The organism is Janthinobacterium goodfellowi, from assembly GCF_051380695.1.
Lineage (GTDB): Bacteria > Pseudomonadota > Gammaproteobacteria > Burkholderiales > Burkholderiaceae_D > Janthinobacterium.
Genome location: NZ_JBNYXN010000003.1, coordinates 14555 through 32010, shown reverse-complemented (window position 1 = coordinate 32010; position 17456 = coordinate 14555). Strand labels below are relative to the sequence as shown.

The following is a 17456-nucleotide window of genomic DNA, read 5'->3' as shown; positions in this document are numbered from 1 at the left end:
GGGATTGGGCAGGGCGCTGAGATTGATCCCGGTGGCATCTGTCACGGTCACCGTGGCCGTCACGAGTTGGCTTGCCTGCGAGACATCAACGGTGGTGGGATTGACGGTGATGGCTGACACGGAGGGCCCCGACGTGTCGACGGCGCTGGCGCTGACAGTGACCGTCGCATCCGCACTGCTCGCCTTGCCATCGTTGACCATGAGTTTGGCGACATACAAGCCGGAGGCATCGGCGGTAAAGGTGGGCCTGGCCGAGTTGACAGAGGACAAGGTGGCCGTACTGTTCGCCGGTTTTTCTGTCAGCTTCCAGGCAAACGTCAAGACATCGCCATTGGCATCCGAGCTGGCGCTGCCATCGAGTTCGACCACGCTGCCGGACAAGACATTTTGCGCGTAGCCTGCGTTCGCCACCGGCGCCGCATTGGCTACACTGGCCGTAATACTGACCGCTGCCGCGTTGCTGCTGACCTTGCCGTCGTTGACGACGAGGCTGGCAACATAAGTGCCAGCCACATCCACCGTAAACGTGGGCCTTGCTGAGGTCGGCGACGACAAGCTTGCCGTGCTGGCTGCCGGTTTGGATTGCAGGGTCCATGCATAGCTGAGCGTACGGCCTGCAGCCGCCGAGCTGCCGCTGCCATCGAGCGTGACGACAGTGCCCGTCACCACGCTTTGTAGCGGTCCCGCCTGGGCGACAGGGGGGACGGCCGCAATATCGGCGATGACTTGCTTGATGGCGTCTGTATTGGTGATCTTGGCCAGCGCGGTGACGACCTGGGTGAGCCGGGCGGCGTTGATTTTTACTCTGAGCGCATCCAGAAGCCTGTCCTGCGCATCGCCGCCAGCCGGGTTGCCCTGTGTCGCGGCTTTCAATGGCGTGGCAAGGAAATCAACGAGCGGGCTCGTGTCGACGACACCGTTGAGTACCGTCCCCACATCAGCCTGTGCTGCCTTCACTGCAGTGGTAGTGACCTTGTTGTTGGCAATAGTGGCGTCAAACGCGGCAAAGAAGACCGTCGGTTCGCTCCCCAGTACCCGCGCCGTCAGCATTTCGGTTAGTGGCGTTATGTTGGCAGTGGCGGCGCTGCCGCTTCCCAGCACGAGCGTGTGTAATTTTGAGCCATCCGCTGGATCGGTGATCTGGAGCAGGCACGGTAGTTTGCCGCCGGCTGCGGCAAGGCTGTAGCTGCCGTCAGCCAGCGTCGTGGCGTCGCCGGTGCCTGTCTGGCATTTGGCAGTAATAGTGGCGCCAGCAATGGCCTTCCCCGTTGCGGCAGTACCGTTGACTGTTAGACTTGTTGGGGTGACAGGAACCGGTGACGAGCCACCACCGCCACCGCATGCAACGAGCATGCACGAACTAAGTACAGTTGCCAGTATCTTCATTGAGCCTATCCATTTCTAATTTTTAAGTGATGCCTGTGCTTGCGACGTACTGAAATGGCCTGGTTTTGCCAGAGTCAGGCTGTTGATGTAAATTATATATCTTTTGAGCAATATTGCTTGTTTCAAATCCGAGCCGATGAATTTGACGAAGGCGTGCCGCACCAGAGCGTTGGGCAAGCTATCGCTGTGCGTCACGCTGCGTGACTGGCGATGGGGCCGAAGCGAGAGCGAGCAACGCTGAAAAAAAAGCCAACCCGAAGGCTGGCTTTTTGCTATGTACTGCTGAATTGCTGGTGGCCCGGGGCGAAATCGAAAGAAGGATTTTCAATTCCGATGTTGATTGATATTAAATGAATCACGCTTTTATTTGTATTCAAGATAACTCCTGAATCCCAGAGTGCGGAGTGCGCACATCAAACCATAGTTGATCAAGAGCAACGATCTCTCATTTCTACTTGTCAACTTTGACCGCGATGAGACAGATGCGGCGCATGAAAAAATGTTTGCAAAGGTTAAGTATGCTGACCTACCGGACACCATGGATGGACCGGGGCAAAGACTTTTGAGCCGGTAAACAAAAAAGCCAACCCGGAGGTTGGCTTTTTGCTATGTACTGCTGAATTCTTGGTGGCCCGGGGCGGAATCGAACCACCGACACAAGGATTTTCAATCCTCTGCTCTACCGACTGAGCTACCAGGCCAAGGCGGCGAATTATAGCAGAAAGACTTTCCACCTGACCAGAGCTAGCTGTGTTCAAATGCAACAGATGGCCAAAACATGGTGTTTTGGCATCCTTGTATGACCTGAAGGGATGTGGCGATGCAGCGACGTATTGGAGTGCAGGGCCTGGCGGCTGCGGGCTTGTTCAGTTTGTTTTGCGGTACGGCGCGGGCCGATGGCCTGGCCGATCTGAATGCGGCGCTGGCCCGCTTGCAGGGGCAAACGCCGATCAAGGCGCAGGTGGAATCGAAAAGCTGGCGCCGCGAGGGCGAGGGCAAGGAGGCGGAAGAGGATAGCGGCCAGGCCACGGTGGCTGTTGAGGGCGGGCCGGCGGGTTTGCAGGTGCTTTACGGCAAGGATTTGCTGGCGAAAGTGGAGGCCGAGCAGCGCGCCAAGGTGAAAGATCCGAAGGTCAAGACGCCGATCGGCTTTGCGCTGGGGGAGATGAAGGCCGCGGAGTTGCGTTCCATGGTGTCGGCGGCCGATTCCTTGTCGCGCGAGATCGAGGAAGCCGTGTTCAGCGGCGAGAAGGTGGATAGCTACAAGGGCAAGCCGGCGCGCCTGCTGAGTTTTACCTTGTCGCTCGACAAGGTGCCTGAGAAAGACCGCAAGTATGTGAAGAAGTTCGAAGGCGGCATCGAGGTGTGGATCGCCGCCGACGGCACGCCGCTGGCCAGCCATTTTCACTTCGATGTGAGCGGGCGCGCCTTTGTCGTCGTCAGCTTTACGCAAAAGACGGACGAGACGCGCCAGTATGGCGTCAGCGGCGACCACTTATTGTTGCTGCGTAAGGAAAGCAAGAATGCCACCTCGGGCGCGGGCGAGAAGGTGGAAAGCAAAATTATCAAGACCTTGCAACTGCAGTCCTGACTTGTTGCAGCATCACGCAAGCCGCTGATCCAGCGGCTTTTTTACATCGCCGAGCTGCCGCCCATGGCGCTCTTTTGCAGCACGCAGCGTCCCGCCTCGCAGGTGGCGCCCGGGTCCGTGACGATGGAGCAGGTCGACATCATGCCGTCCGCCTGCTGCTTGCGGCTGGCCTCGGCTTGCGCCTGGGCCAAGGCCTTGAGTTTTTTGCCGTCATTGTCCTTGCTGGACCAGGCCAGGTAGCGCTCGGGGCCGCCGCAAGCCTTGGCGCCGATGGCGATGGTTTGGCATTGCTGGGTGGAATCGCAGGCGGCGGTCCCCACTTCCGCCTGGATTTGCGCCAGCAAGCCGGCATTGCCAGGTGCGGGCGGCGCATCTTGTGCGGGGGCGCTGCCGCAGGCACTGGTGGCCAGCAGCAGGATGGCGGCGCACGCGGCGCGCAGGGCGGAGTAGGTAGAGGTATGCATGCCTTCATCATGTGCCATGCTTGCGTAAATGGCAAGCGCGATTCGCGTGCTGGCCCCAGCCCTTACTTCAGCGTGCGCTGGAACAACTGATAGATGCGGCGGTACTCGTCATACCACGCTTCCGGCTGCACGAAGCCGTGGCGCTCCATCGGGTAGCTGGCCATTTCCCAGTTATCCTTTTTGAGCTCGATCAAGCGCTGCGACAGGCGCACGGAATCCTGGTAAAACACGTTGTCGTCGATCATGCCGTGGGCGATCAGGAGGTTGCCCGTCAGCTTGTCCGCGTATTCGATCGGCGACGAGATTTGATACGCCTGCGGATCGACGTCCGGCGTGTTCAGGATGTTGGCTGTGTACTCGTGGTTGTACGTGGTCCAGTCCGTCACGGGACGCAGGGCGGCGCCGGACTTGAAGATTTCCGGGGCGCGCATCAGGGCCATCAGGCTCATGAAGCCGCCATAGCTGCCGCCATAGATGCCCACGTTCTTGATGTCGCCCTGGTGCTGCTGCGCCAGCCAGTTGGCGCCATCGATGAAATCTTCCAGTTCCGGGTGGCCCATCTGGCGGTAGATGGCCGTGCGCCAGGCGCTGCCGTAGCCGAGCGAGGCGCGGTAGTCGACGTCGAGCACGATGTAACCCTGCTCCACCAGCAGGTTGTGGAACATCTGTTCGCGGAAATACACGGGATAGCGCTCGGTCACGTTCTGCAGGTAGCCGGCACCGTGCGCGAACATGACGATCGGATAGCGCTTGCCCGCTTCCAGCTGCTTTGGCCGGTACAGCTTGGCCCAGATCGGTGCCGCGCCATGCGTGGACGGCACTTGCACCAGTTCCGGCATGACCCAGCTGCGCGCCTTGAAGGCGTCGCTGCGCGTATCGGTCAGGATATTCGCCTTGCCGCCAGAGACAGAAACCGTGGCCAGCTGGGCCGGCATATAGCTGGTCGAGTAGCGCAGCAGCAGCTTGCCGCCATCGGGCGACAGGCCGAAGTTTTCCACGCCTTTCAAACTGGTGATTTCGCGCGCGCCGCCATCCTTGGCCGTGCTGGCGCACACTTCATACGTGCCTGGCGCTTGCGGGTTGCACATAAAATAGGCAGTCTTGCCGTCGCGGCTCCATTCGACGGCGCTCACTTCCCATTTGCCTTGCGTCAATGCATGCGCGGGCGCGGCGCCCGTTTTCGTGTACAGGTGGGCGTAGCCGCTTTCCTCGGACAGATACCACAGGCTGGCGTTGTCGGGCAGCCAGCCGAATTCCTCGGCGCGGCGGTTGACCCAGGCCGTGTCGCTGATGCGGTGCGCGGGCACGAGCGCGCCATTGGCCAGGTCGACGGTGGCCAGCCAGCCGTCCTTGTTGTCGATGGCGCGCACGCGCACGGCCGCTTTGGCACCGTCGTCGGTCCAGGCGATGCCGTCGCGCTGGGCGTCGATGCGCACGGGGCGGTTGCCTTTCAGCGGCGGCAGCTTCTGTTCGGCGCGCAGGCTGGCCAGCGGGTCGGTGGCGATGCCGGGCAGGCTGTCGAAAGCGATGTCGCGCACCTGGCCCGTGCGCAGGTCGGCCAGTTTCAGGCTTTGCGCAATCGGCATGTTGCGGCCCACGCGCGTGCGCTCGTCGTCCGCTTCCGGGTAGCCCGTTTCCGTGACGTAGCGGGCCAGTTTGCCCAGCTTGCCCTTCTCGGCGGCCTTGTCTTGCGTGACGAACAGCAGCCAGCGGCCGTCCGGCGACAGGGCGCTGCCGGAAATCGTCACTTTGTCGCCCAGGTAGATCGGTTCCGGCGCGCGCGTGGCGTCCAGGCGGCGCTCTTCGTGGCGGCGCTCGCGGCTCGCGTCGCGGTCGTCCTTCTGGCGCGCCAGGTTGACGATCAGGCGCAGCTGCAGTTCGCGCAGGGCGTCCGCTTCCGGCTTGGCGTCCGGGTCCTTGACCGCGCGCAGCAGGACCACGGGGGCGCTCAGGCGATCAGCGCGGCTCCAGCTGAACCAGTCGGTTCCGCTGCGGTACTGCACGGCGCTGCCGTCGGCGGAATACTGCGGGTCGCTGATGGCGGTGACGCCCCGCGTGATCTGGACCAGGGCGCCGTTTTTCAGGTCGCGCTCGAACAAGTCGCCGTTGCGCAGCAGGATGGCGCGCGTGCCGGCCCGGTTGACGACCATCTGCTGGCCATCGAGGTTCGCCAGTTGCGCATCGTCGACCTTCTTGCCGCTATTGAGTTTCGCATGCGCGCCAGATACGTGAAACGTGTCGCGCAGGGGAGAGCCGAGGCGTTTTTGCTTGTAATACAGCTGGCCATTCCAGCCCCACCACGCCGCTTCGACGGGTGTGCCGATCCAGTCGGGATCGGCCATGGCCTGGTCCAGCGTGATCGGCGTGGGCGCGGTGGTGGAAGGGGCCGCGTTGGCGGCGGGCAGCAGAGATAGCAGCAGGAGCGGCAGCAGGGGGAGAACCAGACGCATCGGAGATCGCTTTAATCAAGGGGGATGGTGAAGGTACAGGCTATGAGGCCGGTATTCTAGCGGAGGAGTTTCGTGCAGGAAATGTCGGAAAGTTAAGCTTGATGCCGGGCCAGCCAGCCGGGAAAGTCGTCAAGCGGCATCGGCCGCGCATACAGGTAGCCTTGCAAGCCATCGCAATCGTGGGCGACCAGGAAGTCGGCCTGCTCCTGCGTTTCCACGCCTTCGGCCACGACGCGCAAGCCCAGGTGGCGCGCCATGGCCAGGATCGCCTGCACGATGGCCGTGTCGCGTGTATCGCGCGGCGTGTCGTCGATGAAGCGCTTGTCGATTTTCAGTTCGTACAGCGGCATCGAGGTCAGGTAGGCGAGGCTGGAATAACCGGTGCCGAAATCGTCGATGGAAAAGCGGATGCCCAGGTCCGCCAGTTCGCGCATGCGCGCCAGCGAGGCGTCGCGCTGGTCGATCAGCAAGCCTTCCGTCAATTCCAGGATCAGGGCGCCGGCCGGCGTGCCGTGTTCGGCCAGCGCCGCCTGCACGCGGGCGGCGAAATCGGGCTGGCGGAACTGCGCCGGACTGACGTTGACGGACAGGGGGATGGCCTGGCCAGCTTGCGCCTGCGCCAGCACCCTGGCGGCGCGGCATGCTTCGCGCAGGGCCCAGTGCCCGAGCCTGACGATCAGTCCTGATTCCTCGGCGATGGGGATGAACACGCCGGGTGCGATAAAGCTGCCGTCCGGCTGCGGCCAGCGCATCAGCAATTCGGCGCCCGTCACCCGGCCATGGCGGTCGACCTGCGGCTGCACGTGCATGCATAATTGCTCCGTGTCGAGCGCGCGCGCCAGCGCCCGTTCCAGGGTCAGGCGCCGTTCCACGCCCTCCTGCATGGCCGCTTCAAAGAAGGCGATGCCGTTGCGCCCTTGCGCCTTGGCGCGGTACATGGCGATGTCCGCTTCGCGCAGCAGGTCGTGCGCCTGCTGGCCCGTTTTCGGCAGCAGGGTCACGCCGATGCTGGCGCTGCAATGATAGGACTGCGCGCCGATCTCGAAGTCGCGCGCGATGGCGGCGCGGATTTTCTCGGCCACCTGCGCCGCCGCGCGGGCGGCGCTGTCCAGGTCATCGGCCAGGTGCGCCAGCAGCACGACGAATTCGTCGCCGCCGATGCGCGCCACCGTGTCGGCCTTGCGCATCAGTTGCGCCAGCCGTTCGCCCGCCAGGCGCAGCAGCGCGTCGCCCGTGGCATGGCCGCGCGCGTCGTTGATGTGCTTGAAGTGGTCGAGGTCGATGAACATCAGCGCGCTGATCGTATGGTCGCGCGGCGCGGCGGCCAGCAGGTGGCCGATGCGGTCCATCAGCAGGCGCCGGTTGGGCAAGCCCGTCAGCACGTCGTAGAAGGCCAGGCGGTGGATGTCCGCTTCCGATTGCTTGCGCTCGTCGATTTCGCGCTCGACAGCCACCCAGTGCGTCTGCCTGCCGTCCGCATCCGTGAACGGCACCAGTTCCGCCTCGACCCAGTACGCCTTGCCCGCCTTGTTGTAGTTCAGCAATTCCGCCCTGGCCGGCTGGGCGCGTGCCATGGCGGCGGCGATGCGCGCCAGTTCGCCCGCATCGGTGGCGGGGCCTTGCTGGAACAGCAGGCTGCGGCCCAGCACCTCGGCGCGCGCATAGCCGCTGCTGCGCTCGAAGGCGTCGTTGACGAAGATGATGCGCGTGGCCGGTACTGTCCCGGCGCCGGGGCCCGGTGGGGCATCGAGCACGTCGGCGATCATCACCATGTCGTTCAGGCGGGCCAGCGCCGTGGCGGTCAGGCGCAGCTCGGCGTTCAGTTGCGACAGGGCCTGGCTGCTGTCTTCCAGGTGGCGCAGCAGGAAGGCACAGGACAGGGTCAGCACGGCGGCGATGAACAGGAAGTTCAAGGCCACGATCAGCGCGCGCAGCACAGGGGAGTCGGGCGTGCCCGGCAGATGCAGGGCGATGTCGGGATGCAGGCCGAGGAAAAAGATGGTCAGCGTGGTCAGGACCAGGGTCGACAAGGCTGGCCGCATGCCCAGCAGCAGTGCCGCCAGCACGGGCATGAGCATCATGTAGATCTGGCTGACGGGACCGATTTTCAGCAGCAGGCCCACGCCCACCAGGTAGGCGACGATCAGGAATTGCCACACGCGCCAGCGGTAGGGCATGGCGCGACTATGCCAGATGGCGCCGATCCAGCCGATGGCCAGCAAGTCCAGGGAGACGATGGACCAGATGGCTTCGCTTGCGGCCAGCAGCGCGCTGGGAATGGCCGTGACGATGCCAAGCAGCAGCACCACCTGCAACAGGCGGGTAAAGACCAGGCCGCGCCAGTGCGCGAGATCGCTCGATGTCGCCACGCTGCCATCCTTCCCCTGGGGTAAGCTGCTGCCGCGCCGTGCATTACTGCTGAGTAAATATTACGCGCTATCAATCCTCTTGTCATCTTGATCATTGGTCATGATTGCCGGCGTTCCGCGTGACCGCCTCATTCATCGATCCTTTGGCGGGGCAAGGTCGCTCTGCCCTGGGCGCCGCGCCGTTTGGCGGGAGCAAAAAAAAGCCAGCCTGTCGGCTGGCGTTGTGCAGTGAAGCGCACGCTGGCGCTACGAAGCGGCGCTTATTTCTTCGGTGCGCTCAGGCATTCTTTCATGAAAGCCTTGCGGGCATCGCCCTTCATGTCCTTGGCGTCGGCATTGCAGGTTTTCATCTTGTTTTGCTGCGTCATGGCCGGCGCCGGCTTGGCGCTCAGGCATTCCTTCATGAAGGTTTTGCGTTCATCGCCTTTCTTGCCGGCGGCATCCGCATTACAGGTGGTCATTTTCGACTGTTGCGCCGTCTTCGCGACGGGCGCCGCTTCCGGTGCGGCGGCAAAGGCGGTGCTGGCAAACGCGGCGGCGATGCAGAGGGCGATTAATTGTTTCATGGCAAATCCTTGTAGACGCAGGCGATGGAAGGGACATGCAATCGGCTATAAGTGCCGATATGCAGAACGTAACTAACTATATGACATTTATCAACAAAATTTCCACTCGAGTGTGTCTTTTTGTTACTGCCAGGCGCCAGGCCTCCGCTGGCTGGCCCGGGCCGCCATGTTGCGGCGGCAGCGGCCCCATTTTTTGCTATGCTAGCGTCTTTCCACCGGCCGATGCCGCTGCCTTGGCCGGCGCACCCTCAATACGGAGTAGTTATGGTCTCGTTGCAAGAGCAGTTTTTAAAGGCCGGCCTGGTCGACAAGAAGAAGGTCAAATTGGCCAACCAGGACAAGAGCAAGCAAAAAAAGGACGAGCGCAAGAGCGGCACGCAAAGCGTCGACGAGGTGCGCCTGGCCGCGCTCGAGACCCAGCGCAAGAATGCGGAACGCGCGCGCGAACTGAACGCCCAGCGCGATGCGGCCGCGAACCAGAAAGCCATCGTGGCGCAGATCGCGCAAATGGTGCAAAAGAATCGCCAGAGCAAGGGCAACAATGGCGACGTGCCATATAACTTCACGTTCAACAACAAGATCGAGCGCATTTACGTGACGGCCGCCGTGCAGGCCCACCTGGTGGCGGGCCGCCTGGTGATCGTCTGCCTGGGCGGCGCCGTGGAACTGGTGCCGCGCATCATCGCCGACAAGATCGCCGAACGCGACCCGGCCATCGTCGTGCGCGTGAAACAGGCCAGCACGCAAGTGGACGAGGACGATCCGTACGCGGCGTTCCAGATTCCTGATGATTTGATGTGGTAAGAGGGATGCTTGCCCGGCGCTGACGGCGCCGGACTGGAGTCACTGCGGGCCGGAAACGGCCCGTTGTTTTGCATATTGTATAAACGGCCCACAAACAAAAACGCCACCCGAGGGTGGCGTTTTTGAAAGTAAAACGTATTCTTGGTGGCCCGGGGCGGAATCGAACCACCGACACAAGGATTTTCAATCCTCTGCTCTACCGACTGAGCTACCAGGCCAAGGTGGCGAATTATAGCAGACCAAAACGGGAATGCAAGAGCCGGCTGCGACTTTTCCTGCATTTCCAGGATTCGCCTTCCATTACTTGCGCGTGGATCAAATATGATTTGATATAAACGGTATTTTTCTCAACAAAGGATGGGCGCATAGTGTGGCCATCGTTACTGACTTGAGAGGATTACCGCATGCACGCCACTACCCAACACACCGCCATCCCTGAAATCGGCCTGGGCACTTTCCGCCTGCAGGGGCAGGTCGTCATCGATTCCGTCACGACGGGCCTCGACGTCGGCTACCGCCATATCGACACGGCGCAAATCTATGGCAACGAAGCCGAGGTGGGCCAGGCGATCGCCGCCAGCGACGTTCCGCGCGACGCGCTGTTCGTCACCACCAAGATCTGGATCGAGAACCTGCAGCGCGACAAGCTGATTCCCAGCCTGAAGGACAGTTTGCACAAGCTGCGGCTGGAGCAGCTGGATTTAACGCTGATCCACTGGCCATCGCCGCAGGGCGCCATTCCCGTGGCCGAGTACATGGCGGCGCTGCTTGACGCCAAGGCGCAGGGACTGACCAAGGCCATCGGCGTATCGAATTTCACGAATGCGCAGCTGCGGCAAGCCATCGACACGGTGGGCGCGTCGGAAATCGCCACGCAGCAGGTCGAGATCCACCCCTTCCTGCAAAACCGCAAGGTCATCGATTTCGCGCGCAGCCAGGGCATCCACATCACGGCCTACATGCCGCTCGCGTATGGCAAGGTGATGGCGGACCCCGTCATCGCGGCCATCGCAGCCAAACATGGCGTGACGCCGGCGCAGCTTGCGCTGAGCTGGTCGCTGCAGCAGGGCTTTGCCGTGATCCCGTCGTCGACCCGGCGCGCCAACCTGGAAGCGAACCTGCATTTTCAGCGCATCACCCTGTCGCCGGAAGAGATGGCGCAGATGGCCACGCTGGAGCGGGGCGAGCGCCTGGCCAACCCGGACGGCCTGGCGCCGCAGTGGGATTGAGATGGGCGCCATGACGAAGCTGGGGCAGGGCGGTTTCAGTATCGGCCTGGAATTGCCACTCGACAATGACTGGTCATCGACGGCGCGCCAGGCGAATGCGGCCTCCGGCCGCGTGCCGGGCGAGCCGGACCTGCAACAGCATGCGGTGCTGGCAAGGCTGGCCGACCGCCTGGGTTTCCGGGCGCTGTGGCTGCGCGACGTGCCCCTGTACGACCCGTCGTTCGGCGACGCGGCCCAGGTCTTCGAGGTATTTACCTATCTCGGCTACCTGGCCGGCATCACCGAGAACATCTTGCTGGGCACGGCCGCCGTGGTGCTGCCGCTGCGCGAACCCGTATTGACCTTGAAGGCGGCGGCCAGCGTCGACCGGTTGAGCGGCGGGCGTTTGCTGCTGGGCGTGGCCAGCGGCGACCGGCCCGTCGAATATCCCGTCTTCGGCCGCGATTTCGCGCAGCGCGGTGAGGCTTTCCGCGAGCAGGTGGCCATGTTGCGCGACTGGGGCGAGACGCGCCTGCCGCCCGGCATCCGTCTGCTGCCCAAGCCGGCAGCACCGTTGCCGCTGCTGGTGGCGGGGCTGGCGCAGCAATCGCCCGCGTGGATCGGCGCGCAGATGGACGGCTGGCTCGCCTATCCAGGCACGCCGGAAGACCATGCGCGGCGTGCGGCGCAATGGCGGGCCGTGGCCGGCGGCGACAAGCCGTATGTCAGCTTCATCCACCTCGATCTGGACGACGATCCGACCTTGCCGCTGCAGCGCTTCCGCTTCGGCGGGCGCACGGGCCGCGATGGCCTGATCGCCGAGCTGCACGCCATGCGCGCGGCCGGCGTGCGGCATATCGGCCTGCAGCTGCGGCAGAACCGCCGCCCGCTGGCCGAGACCTTGCAGGAGATCGGGGAATACGTGCTGCCTGTGTTTCATGGCGCTGCTTGACCTGGGGCATGCGTTCTGTACTTCCGGACTAGCTGAAAAGGGTGGGGCAAACGCTATAATGACCGCATGAACAGTTCCACTCCCCCCACCATGCGGCGCTTCATGCACAGCCACAGCGACGTTTGCATCGTCGGCAATGGCGCCATCGCGAAAACCACGGCGCTGGCGTTTGCCCAGGCAGGACAAAGCGTCACCCTGTTATCCCCGGCGAGTCCTCCGGCACCTGCCGCCAGGCCGGTGGAAGCCAGCTGGGACGTGCGCGTATATGCGCTCAATCATACGGCGCACCAGCTGCTGTCGTCGCTGAAGGTATGGGGCGCGCTGGAGGGCGACAGGGTGGCGCCCGTCGATGCCATGCTGGTCAACGGCGACGGCGCGCAGGCGGGCGGACTCGGTTTCGACGCCTACGGCGCGCATGTGGGCGCCCTGGCGTGGATCGTCGAAGACCGCAACCTGGGCCAGGCGCTGGACGCCGCCCTGAAATTCGCGCCGAACGTCAGCGTGCTGCAGGGCCGCGCCAGCCGCCTGGAATGGACGAACGACTCGGCCATCGTGCACCTCGACGGCGGCGACACCATCACCTGCGCGCTGGTGGTGGGCGCGGACGGCGCCCAATCGTGGGTGCGCGGCCAGTGCGACATCGGCCTCGATTACCGCTCCTACGGCCAGCGGGGCGTGGTCAGCAACTTCGCCTGCGAAAAGCCGCACCATGGCGCGGCCCACCAGTGGTTTACGGGCAGCGAAGGCATCGTCGCGCTGCTGCCGCTGCCGGGCGAGCGCGTCTCTCTCGTCTGGTCGGCGCCCGATGCGCTGGCCGATACCTTGATGGCCGAATCGGCCGATGCCCTGGCAGCGCGCCTGGCCGCGTATTGCCACGATAAGCTGGGCAAACTGACGCCTTTGCAGCCGGAGCTGGTGCGCGCGTTCCCGCTGACCCTGATGCGTCCGCACGCCATGGTGGCGCCGCGCGTGGCTTTGGTCGGCGACGCCGCCCACGTGGTGCACCCGATGGCCGGCCACGGCATGAACCTGGGTTTTGCCGACGTGGCGCAGCTGGTCAAGACGATCGGCGAACGCGAAGCGCACCGCGGCATCGGCGACGAACGCGTGCTGGCGCGCTATGCCCGCGCGCGCAAGGAAGACGTGCTGCTGATGCAGCTGGCGACCGATGGTCTGGCGCGTTTGTTCGGCGCCGATCTGGAACCGTTGCGCGTGGTTCGCAATTTGGGATTAAACTTGCTGGATAAATTACCTGCGCTGAAGCGAAAAATGATCTCGCACGCATTGGGACATCCGTAAATATCAGCGTATCTTAAGATATCGCCGGATAATGGCAGGAGTGAAAATTCAAGGTCGCCGCAGCTGGTCTGCGGCGATCGTTTTGTCAAAGAGATAACGACGTCGGGCCAGGGGCCAGTTTCGCCGGGCGTTTCAAGTGGAGAAGTGATAGTGATAACAATGAACGGAAGCATGAGCAAAATCGCCTTGCTGATGGCCTCGGGCCTGATGATGTCGTGCGCCGGCGCGGAAACGCCGACGGAAGCGAGCATCAAAAAGCTGATCGAGCCGCGCCTGGGCGAAGGCGCCAAGGTGGACTCGGTCAAGGAAACCCCGTACGGCGGCCTGTACGAAGTACGCACGGGCGGCGACATCCTGTACACGGACAAATCGGCGCAATACCTGTTCGTCGGCCACGTCTTCGACGCCAAGACGTCGCAAGACCTGACCAAGGTGCGCCTGGACGAAGTCAACCGCATCAAGTTTTCCGACCTGCCGCTCGATTCGGCCATGAAAACCGTCAAGGGCAATGGCAAGCGCGTGATCGCCGTGTTCGAAGATCCGAACTGCGGTTACTGCAAGCGCTTCCGCCAGAACGCGCTGAAGGAAATCGACAACGTCACCGTCTACACCTTCATGTACAACATCCTGTCGCCCGATTCGATCGCCAAGTCGCGCAATATCTGGTGCTCGCCGGACCGCAACAAGGCCTGGGATGACTGGATGCTGAATGGCAAAGTGCCTGCCGCATCGCCGGCCAATTGCGCCAATCCGCATGAAAAAATCCTCGCCCTGGGCCAGCAATTGCGCGTCTCGGGCACGCCAGCCATCTTCTTTGCCGACGGCAGCCGCATTCCGGGCGCGGTCGATGCGAAAACGCTGGAACAGAAATTCTCGACCATTAAGTAATCCGGGCTGTCGCCAGGAAGGCTGGACGGCGCGCCCTCGCAAGGCGCGCTTTTTTTTGCACTTTTTTCCGCTGTCGTATCATCAAGTGTTGTTCGTAGACGCCATAACAATCCAAAAAAGGGGAAGCAGCAGATGATTACCTTGAATATCAACGGACGCGACACGCAGGTCGACGCCGATCCTTCCACGCCCATCCTGTGGGCGCTGCGCGATAACCTGAACATGACGGGCACCAAGTTCGGTTGCGGCGCGGCCCTGTGCGGCGCCTGCACGGTGCACCTCGACGGCCAGCCGATCCGCTCGTGCATCACGCCGATTTCCTCGGTGGGCGCGCAAAAGATCACCACCATCGAAGCGATGGAAAACGACCAGGTGGGCAAGGCCGTGCAGGCGGCATGGGTGCGTCACGACGTGCCGCAATGCGGCTACTGTCAAAGCGGCCAGGTGATGAGCGCCACGGCGCTGCTGCGCACCAACAAGTCGCCCAGCGATGCCGACATCGATGGCGCCATGAGCGGCAACATCTGCCGCTGCGGCACCTATCAACGGATCCGCGCTGCCATCAAGGACGCGGCCAAGACCCTGGCCTGAGGAGAGCGACATGCGTATCGAATGGTTGAATCAGGAAGCATTGCAGCATGGCGGAGTGACCCTGGGCGCGGCGCTGGCATCGGCTCCGGTGGCCGATGGCGTCTCGCGGCGCGGTTTCATGAAGGCTGGCGCGGCGGCGGGCGGCGGCTTGATGCTGGGCTTTTTCCTGCCCGGCGCGGGCAAGCTGGCGCAGGCGGCCGATGCCGCTCCCGCCAAGCCCGTGTATGCGCCGAACGCCTTTTTGCACATCGCCCCCGATAACACGGTGACGGTGCAGGTGAACCGGCTGGAATTCGGCCAGGGCGTGCAAACGAGCTTGCCCATGCTGATCGCCGAGGAACTCGACGCCGACTGGAGCCTGGTGCACGGCGCGCTGGCACCGGCCGGCGAGCAGTACAAGGATGCCGCCTACGGCATGCAGATGACGGGCGGCTCGGGCAGCATCGCCCATTCGTTTACCCAGTACCGCGAAATCGGCGCCAAGGCGCGCGCCATGCTGGTGGGCGCCGCCGCAGTGCAGTGGAAAGTCAATCCCGACCAGGTACGGGCCGCCAAGGGCGTGCTGTATGGCCCCGGCGGACAAAAGGCGACGTATGGCGAGTTTGCCGACGCGGCCATGCGCCAGAGCGTGCCTGCCACCGTCAAGCTGAAAGACCCGCGCGATTTTTCCATCATCGGCAAACCCGTGAAACGCCTGGACGCAGCCGCCAAGTCCACGGGAAAACAGCAGTTCGGCATCGACTTCAAACCGCCCGGCGCGAAAGTGGCGATGGTGGCGCGTCCGCCCGTGTTTGGCGCCAAGGTAGCGAAATTCGACGCCACCAAGGCCAAGGCCATCAAGGGCGTGCTGGAGGTGCTGGAAGTCAAAACCGACCGTGGCGGCAGCGGCGTGGCCGTCATCGCCGACGGCTACTGGCCCGCCAAGCAGGGGCGCGATGCACTGGTGATCGAGTGGGATCCGAGCGCCGTGGAAAAGGTCAGCAGCGACAAGCAGCTTGCCGCCTTCAAGGCGCTGGCCAAGACGCCGGGCACGGTGGCGCGCGCATTCGACGTCGCCGCACTGGCCAAGGCGCCGAAAAAGATCGAAGCCGTCTATGAGTTCCCTTATCTGGCGCACGCGCCGATGGAGCCGCTCAACTGCGTCGTCGACCTGCAGGCCGACAAATGCACGATGTGGGTCGGTTCGCAATTCCAGACGGGCGACCAGGCGGCCATCGCGGCTACTTCCGGCCTGAAACCGGAGCAGGTGACCCTGCACACGATGATGGCCGGCGGCGGCTTCGGCCGGCGCGCCGTGCCCTCGTCCGACTACGTGGTCGAAGCCGTCAACGTCGCCAAGGCATACCGCGCGGCGGGCAAGAGCGGTCCATTGAAGCTGATGTGGAGCCGCGAGGATGACATCAAGGGCGGCTACTACCGGCCGTCGCATGTGCACCGCGCGCAGATCGGCCTCGACGCCAAGGGCAAGATACTCGCCTGGGACCACACCATCGTGGGCCAGTCCATCATGGCCGGCACGCCCTTTGAGGCCTTCATGGTGAAAAATGGCGTCGACGGCACCATGGTCGAAGGCATGGGCGAGCCGTACACCCTGCCGATGAAACTGTCTGTGCACACGGCCAAGGCAAACGTGCCCGTGCTGTGGTGGCGCTCCGTCGGCTCGACGCATACGGCCTTTGTCATGGAAACGCTGATCGACGAAGCGGCGCACGTGGCGAAGATGGACCCCGTCGCTTACCGCAAGCAGCTGATCGACGCCAAGCACACGCGCCACATCGCCGCACTGGACCTGGCCGTGGCCAAGTCCGGCTACGGCAGGAAGAAGCTGCCGAAAGGGCAGGCCTGGGGCGTGGCCATGCATGAATCGTTCAACTCCGTGGTCGCCTACGTGGTGACGGCCTCCGTGGTGGACGGTGCGCCCAAGCTGCATCAGGTATGGGCGGGCGTGCATTGCAACCTGGCCGTCAACCCCTTGACGATCGAGGCGCAAGTGCAGGGCGCCGCGCTGATGGCGCTGGGCATGACCATCCCCGGCGCGGCCATCACGCTCAAGGATGGCGTGGTGGAGCAGCAGAACTTCGGCGACTACCCCGTGCCGCGCATGCCCGACATGCCGGTGATCGAGGTGCACCTGGTGCCGTCGGGCGATGCGCCGACGGGCATGGGCGAGCCGGGCGTGCCGCCGCTGGCGCCCGCCTTCGCCAACGCGCTGTTCGCCCTGACAGGCAAGCGCCTGCGCAAGCTGCCGTTCGACCTGGCGGCCGCATGACGGCAGCGGTTTTTTGAGTACGGTCGGCATCTTGCTGGCAGCCGGAAGGGGACGCAGGTTCGACCCTTCCGGCGTACAGAACAAATTATTGCAGCCGCTGGCCGAAGGCCCGCATGCGGGCTTGCCCGTGGTAGTGGCGGCGGCCAAGAACATGCTGGCGGCCTTGCCGCGCGTGCTGGCCGTGGTGCGCGCCGAAGACACGCAGGTGGCGCGCGTGCTCGGTGCGCTCGGCTGCGAGGTACGCGTCTGCCATGATGCCGACACGGGCATGGCCGCGTCGCTTACCTGCGCCATCGATCACGTGCGCGGCGCGCCGGGCTGGCTGATCGCCCTGGGCGACATGCCTTTCGTGGAAGCGGCTACAATCGCCGCCTTGTCGCAAGCCATCGGCGATGGTGCGCACATCGCCGTGCCCGTGTTCCAGGGACGGCGCGGCAATCCTGTCGCGTTCAGCGCCTTTCACTTGCCGCTGCTGCTGGCGCTCGATGGCGACCAGGGGGCGCGCAGTATCGTCAACAGCCATGCCGTGTGCGAAGTGACAGTGGACGACGGCGGCATCTTGCGCGATATTGATACACCTGACGATTTGTAAGGCGGGGCAGTGGCGCTCCCGGGAAGA

At 63.6% G+C, this 17456-nt stretch carries 14 protein-coding genes and 2 tRNA genes; 9 read left to right on the top strand and 7 right to left on the bottom strand.

From position 1 onward, the window contains the following. Nucleotides 1–1386 (bottom strand): PKD domain-containing protein (locus tag ACQ4WQ_RS12535; protein ID WP_436497467.1); only part of this gene is annotated, 1386 nt, incomplete at its 3' end. Nucleotides 1387–2011: 625 nt separating this feature from the next. Further along, nucleotides 2012–2087, bottom strand: a tRNA-Phe gene (locus ACQ4WQ_RS12530). Nucleotides 2088–2206: 119 nt separating this feature from the next. On the opposite strand from ACQ4WQ_RS12530, the gene ACQ4WQ_RS12525 reads away from it, so the two are divergent. Continuing rightward, nucleotides 2207–2977, top strand: coding sequence for a hypothetical protein (locus ACQ4WQ_RS12525; RefSeq protein WP_436497465.1), 771 nt, complete (start codon nucleotides 2207–2209; stop codon nucleotides 2975–2977). A 41-nt stretch (nucleotides 2978–3018) separates the two neighbouring features. Here the strand turns inward: ACQ4WQ_RS12525 and ACQ4WQ_RS12520 are convergent, their stop codons facing one another. The 4 genes from ACQ4WQ_RS12520 to ACQ4WQ_RS12505 form a co-directional block, all read right to left on the bottom strand. Next, complete coding sequence (locus ACQ4WQ_RS12520; protein ID WP_436497463.1) at nucleotides 3019–3441, bottom strand: hypothetical protein; 423 nt, start codon at nucleotides 3439–3441, stop codon at nucleotides 3019–3021. A 62-nt stretch (nucleotides 3442–3503) separates the two neighbouring features. After that, nucleotides 3504–5891, bottom strand: coding sequence for a S9 family peptidase (locus ACQ4WQ_RS12515; protein ID WP_436497461.1), 2388 nt, complete (start codon nucleotides 5889–5891; stop codon nucleotides 3504–3506). Nucleotides 5892–5983: 92 nt separating this feature from the next. After that, nucleotides 5984–8260: a putative bifunctional diguanylate cyclase/phosphodiesterase gene (locus ACQ4WQ_RS12510; RefSeq protein ID WP_436497459.1), complete on the bottom strand. Its 2277-nt coding sequence runs from the start codon at nucleotides 8258–8260 to the stop codon at nucleotides 5984–5986. A 260-nt stretch (nucleotides 8261–8520) separates the two neighbouring features. Further along, a complete protein-coding gene (locus tag ACQ4WQ_RS12505; protein ID WP_219136695.1) occupies nucleotides 8521–8826 on the bottom strand; it encodes a PsiF family protein in 306 nt (101 codons plus the stop codon). A 264-nt stretch (nucleotides 8827–9090) separates the two neighbouring features. Here ACQ4WQ_RS12505 and ACQ4WQ_RS12500 point away from each other — a divergent pair, with 264 nt between their 5' ends. Further along, the gene (locus tag ACQ4WQ_RS12500) at nucleotides 9091–9630 is read left to right on the top strand and encodes a DUF2058 domain-containing protein (RefSeq protein WP_070223805.1); all 540 of its coding nucleotides are present in this window, start codon (nucleotides 9091–9093) and stop codon (nucleotides 9628–9630) included. A gap of 142 nt (nucleotides 9631–9772) precedes the next feature. Here the strand turns inward: ACQ4WQ_RS12500 and ACQ4WQ_RS12495 are convergent. Then, nucleotides 9773–9848 (bottom strand) — tRNA-Phe (locus tag ACQ4WQ_RS12495). Between the two features lie 186 nt (nucleotides 9849–10034). Here ACQ4WQ_RS12495 and dkgB point away from each other — a divergent pair. The 7 genes from dkgB to ACQ4WQ_RS12460 all read left to right on the top strand — a co-directional run bounded on the left by dkgB (nucleotide 10035) and on the right by ACQ4WQ_RS12460 (nucleotide 17429). Then, nucleotides 10035–10859, top strand: a complete 825-nt coding sequence (gene dkgB / locus ACQ4WQ_RS12490) for a 2,5-didehydrogluconate reductase DkgB (protein ID WP_436497457.1) — start codon at nucleotides 10035–10037, stop codon at nucleotides 10857–10859. A gap of 1 nt (nucleotide 10860) precedes the next feature. Further along, entirely contained in the window at nucleotides 10861–11790 is a 930-nt protein-coding gene (locus ACQ4WQ_RS12485; RefSeq protein ID WP_436497455.1) for an LLM class oxidoreductase, read from the top strand. A 66-nt stretch (nucleotides 11791–11856) separates the two neighbouring features. Continuing rightward, the gene (locus ACQ4WQ_RS12480; protein WP_436497453.1) at nucleotides 11857–13089 is read left to right on the top strand and encodes an FAD-dependent monooxygenase; all 1233 of its coding nucleotides are present in this window, start codon (nucleotides 11857–11859) and stop codon (nucleotides 13087–13089) included. A 171-nt stretch (nucleotides 13090–13260) separates the two neighbouring features. Next, nucleotides 13261–13977 carry a DsbC family protein gene (locus ACQ4WQ_RS12475; protein ID WP_230492381.1) on the top strand — a complete coding sequence of 239 codons (717 nt, stop codon included), beginning with the start codon at nucleotides 13261–13263 and terminating at the stop codon, nucleotides 13975–13977. A 132-nt stretch (nucleotides 13978–14109) separates the two neighbouring features. Then, nucleotides 14110–14568 carry a (2Fe-2S)-binding protein gene (locus ACQ4WQ_RS12470; protein ID WP_070292451.1) on the top strand — a complete coding sequence of 153 codons (459 nt, stop codon included), beginning with the start codon at nucleotides 14110–14112 and terminating at the stop codon, nucleotides 14566–14568. Between the two features lie 10 nt (nucleotides 14569–14578). Next, on the top strand, nucleotides 14579–16837 hold the full coding sequence (locus tag ACQ4WQ_RS12465) for a xanthine dehydrogenase family protein molybdopterin-binding subunit (RefSeq protein WP_436497450.1): 2259 nt from the start codon (nucleotides 14579–14581) through the stop codon (nucleotides 16835–16837). 13 nt (nucleotides 16838–16850) lie between these two features. Further along, nucleotides 16851–17429, top strand: a complete 579-nt coding sequence (locus ACQ4WQ_RS12460) for a nucleotidyltransferase family protein (RefSeq protein WP_436497448.1) — start codon at nucleotides 16851–16853, stop codon at nucleotides 17427–17429. Nucleotides 17430–17456 lie beyond the last annotated feature (27 nt).

What these genes read in the sequence shown, in the direction of transcription:
- ACQ4WQ_RS12525 (WP_436497465.1), top strand. Translation starts at nt 2,207, where the DNA reads ATGCAGCGACGTATTGGAGTGCAGGGCCTGGCGGCTGCGGGCTTGTTC.
- ACQ4WQ_RS12520 (WP_436497463.1), bottom strand. Translation starts at nt 3,441, where the DNA reads ATGCATACCTCTACCTACTCCGCCCTGCGCGCCGCGTGCGCCGCCATC.
- ACQ4WQ_RS12515 (WP_436497461.1), bottom strand. Translation starts at nt 5,891, where the DNA reads ATGCGTCTGGTTCTCCCCCTGCTGCCGCTCCTGCTGCTATCTCTGCTG.
- ACQ4WQ_RS12505 (WP_219136695.1), bottom strand. Translation starts at nt 8,826, where the DNA reads ATGAAACAATTAATCGCCCTCTGCATCGCCGCCGCGTTTGCCAGCACC.
- ACQ4WQ_RS12500 (WP_070223805.1), top strand. Translation starts at nt 9,091, where the DNA reads ATGGTCTCGTTGCAAGAGCAGTTTTTAAAGGCCGGCCTGGTCGACAAG.
- dkgB (WP_436497457.1), top strand. Translation starts at nt 10,035, where the DNA reads ATGCACGCCACTACCCAACACACCGCCATCCCTGAAATCGGCCTGGGC.
- ACQ4WQ_RS12485 (WP_436497455.1), top strand. Translation starts at nt 10,861, where the DNA reads ATGGGCGCCATGACGAAGCTGGGGCAGGGCGGTTTCAGTATCGGCCTG.
- ACQ4WQ_RS12480 (WP_436497453.1), top strand. Translation starts at nt 11,857, where the DNA reads ATGAACAGTTCCACTCCCCCCACCATGCGGCGCTTCATGCACAGCCAC.
- ACQ4WQ_RS12475 (WP_230492381.1), top strand. Translation starts at nt 13,261, where the DNA reads ATGAGCAAAATCGCCTTGCTGATGGCCTCGGGCCTGATGATGTCGTGC.
- ACQ4WQ_RS12470 (WP_070292451.1), top strand. Translation starts at nt 14,110, where the DNA reads ATGATTACCTTGAATATCAACGGACGCGACACGCAGGTCGACGCCGAT.
- ACQ4WQ_RS12465 (WP_436497450.1), top strand. Translation starts at nt 14,579, where the DNA reads ATGCGTATCGAATGGTTGAATCAGGAAGCATTGCAGCATGGCGGAGTG.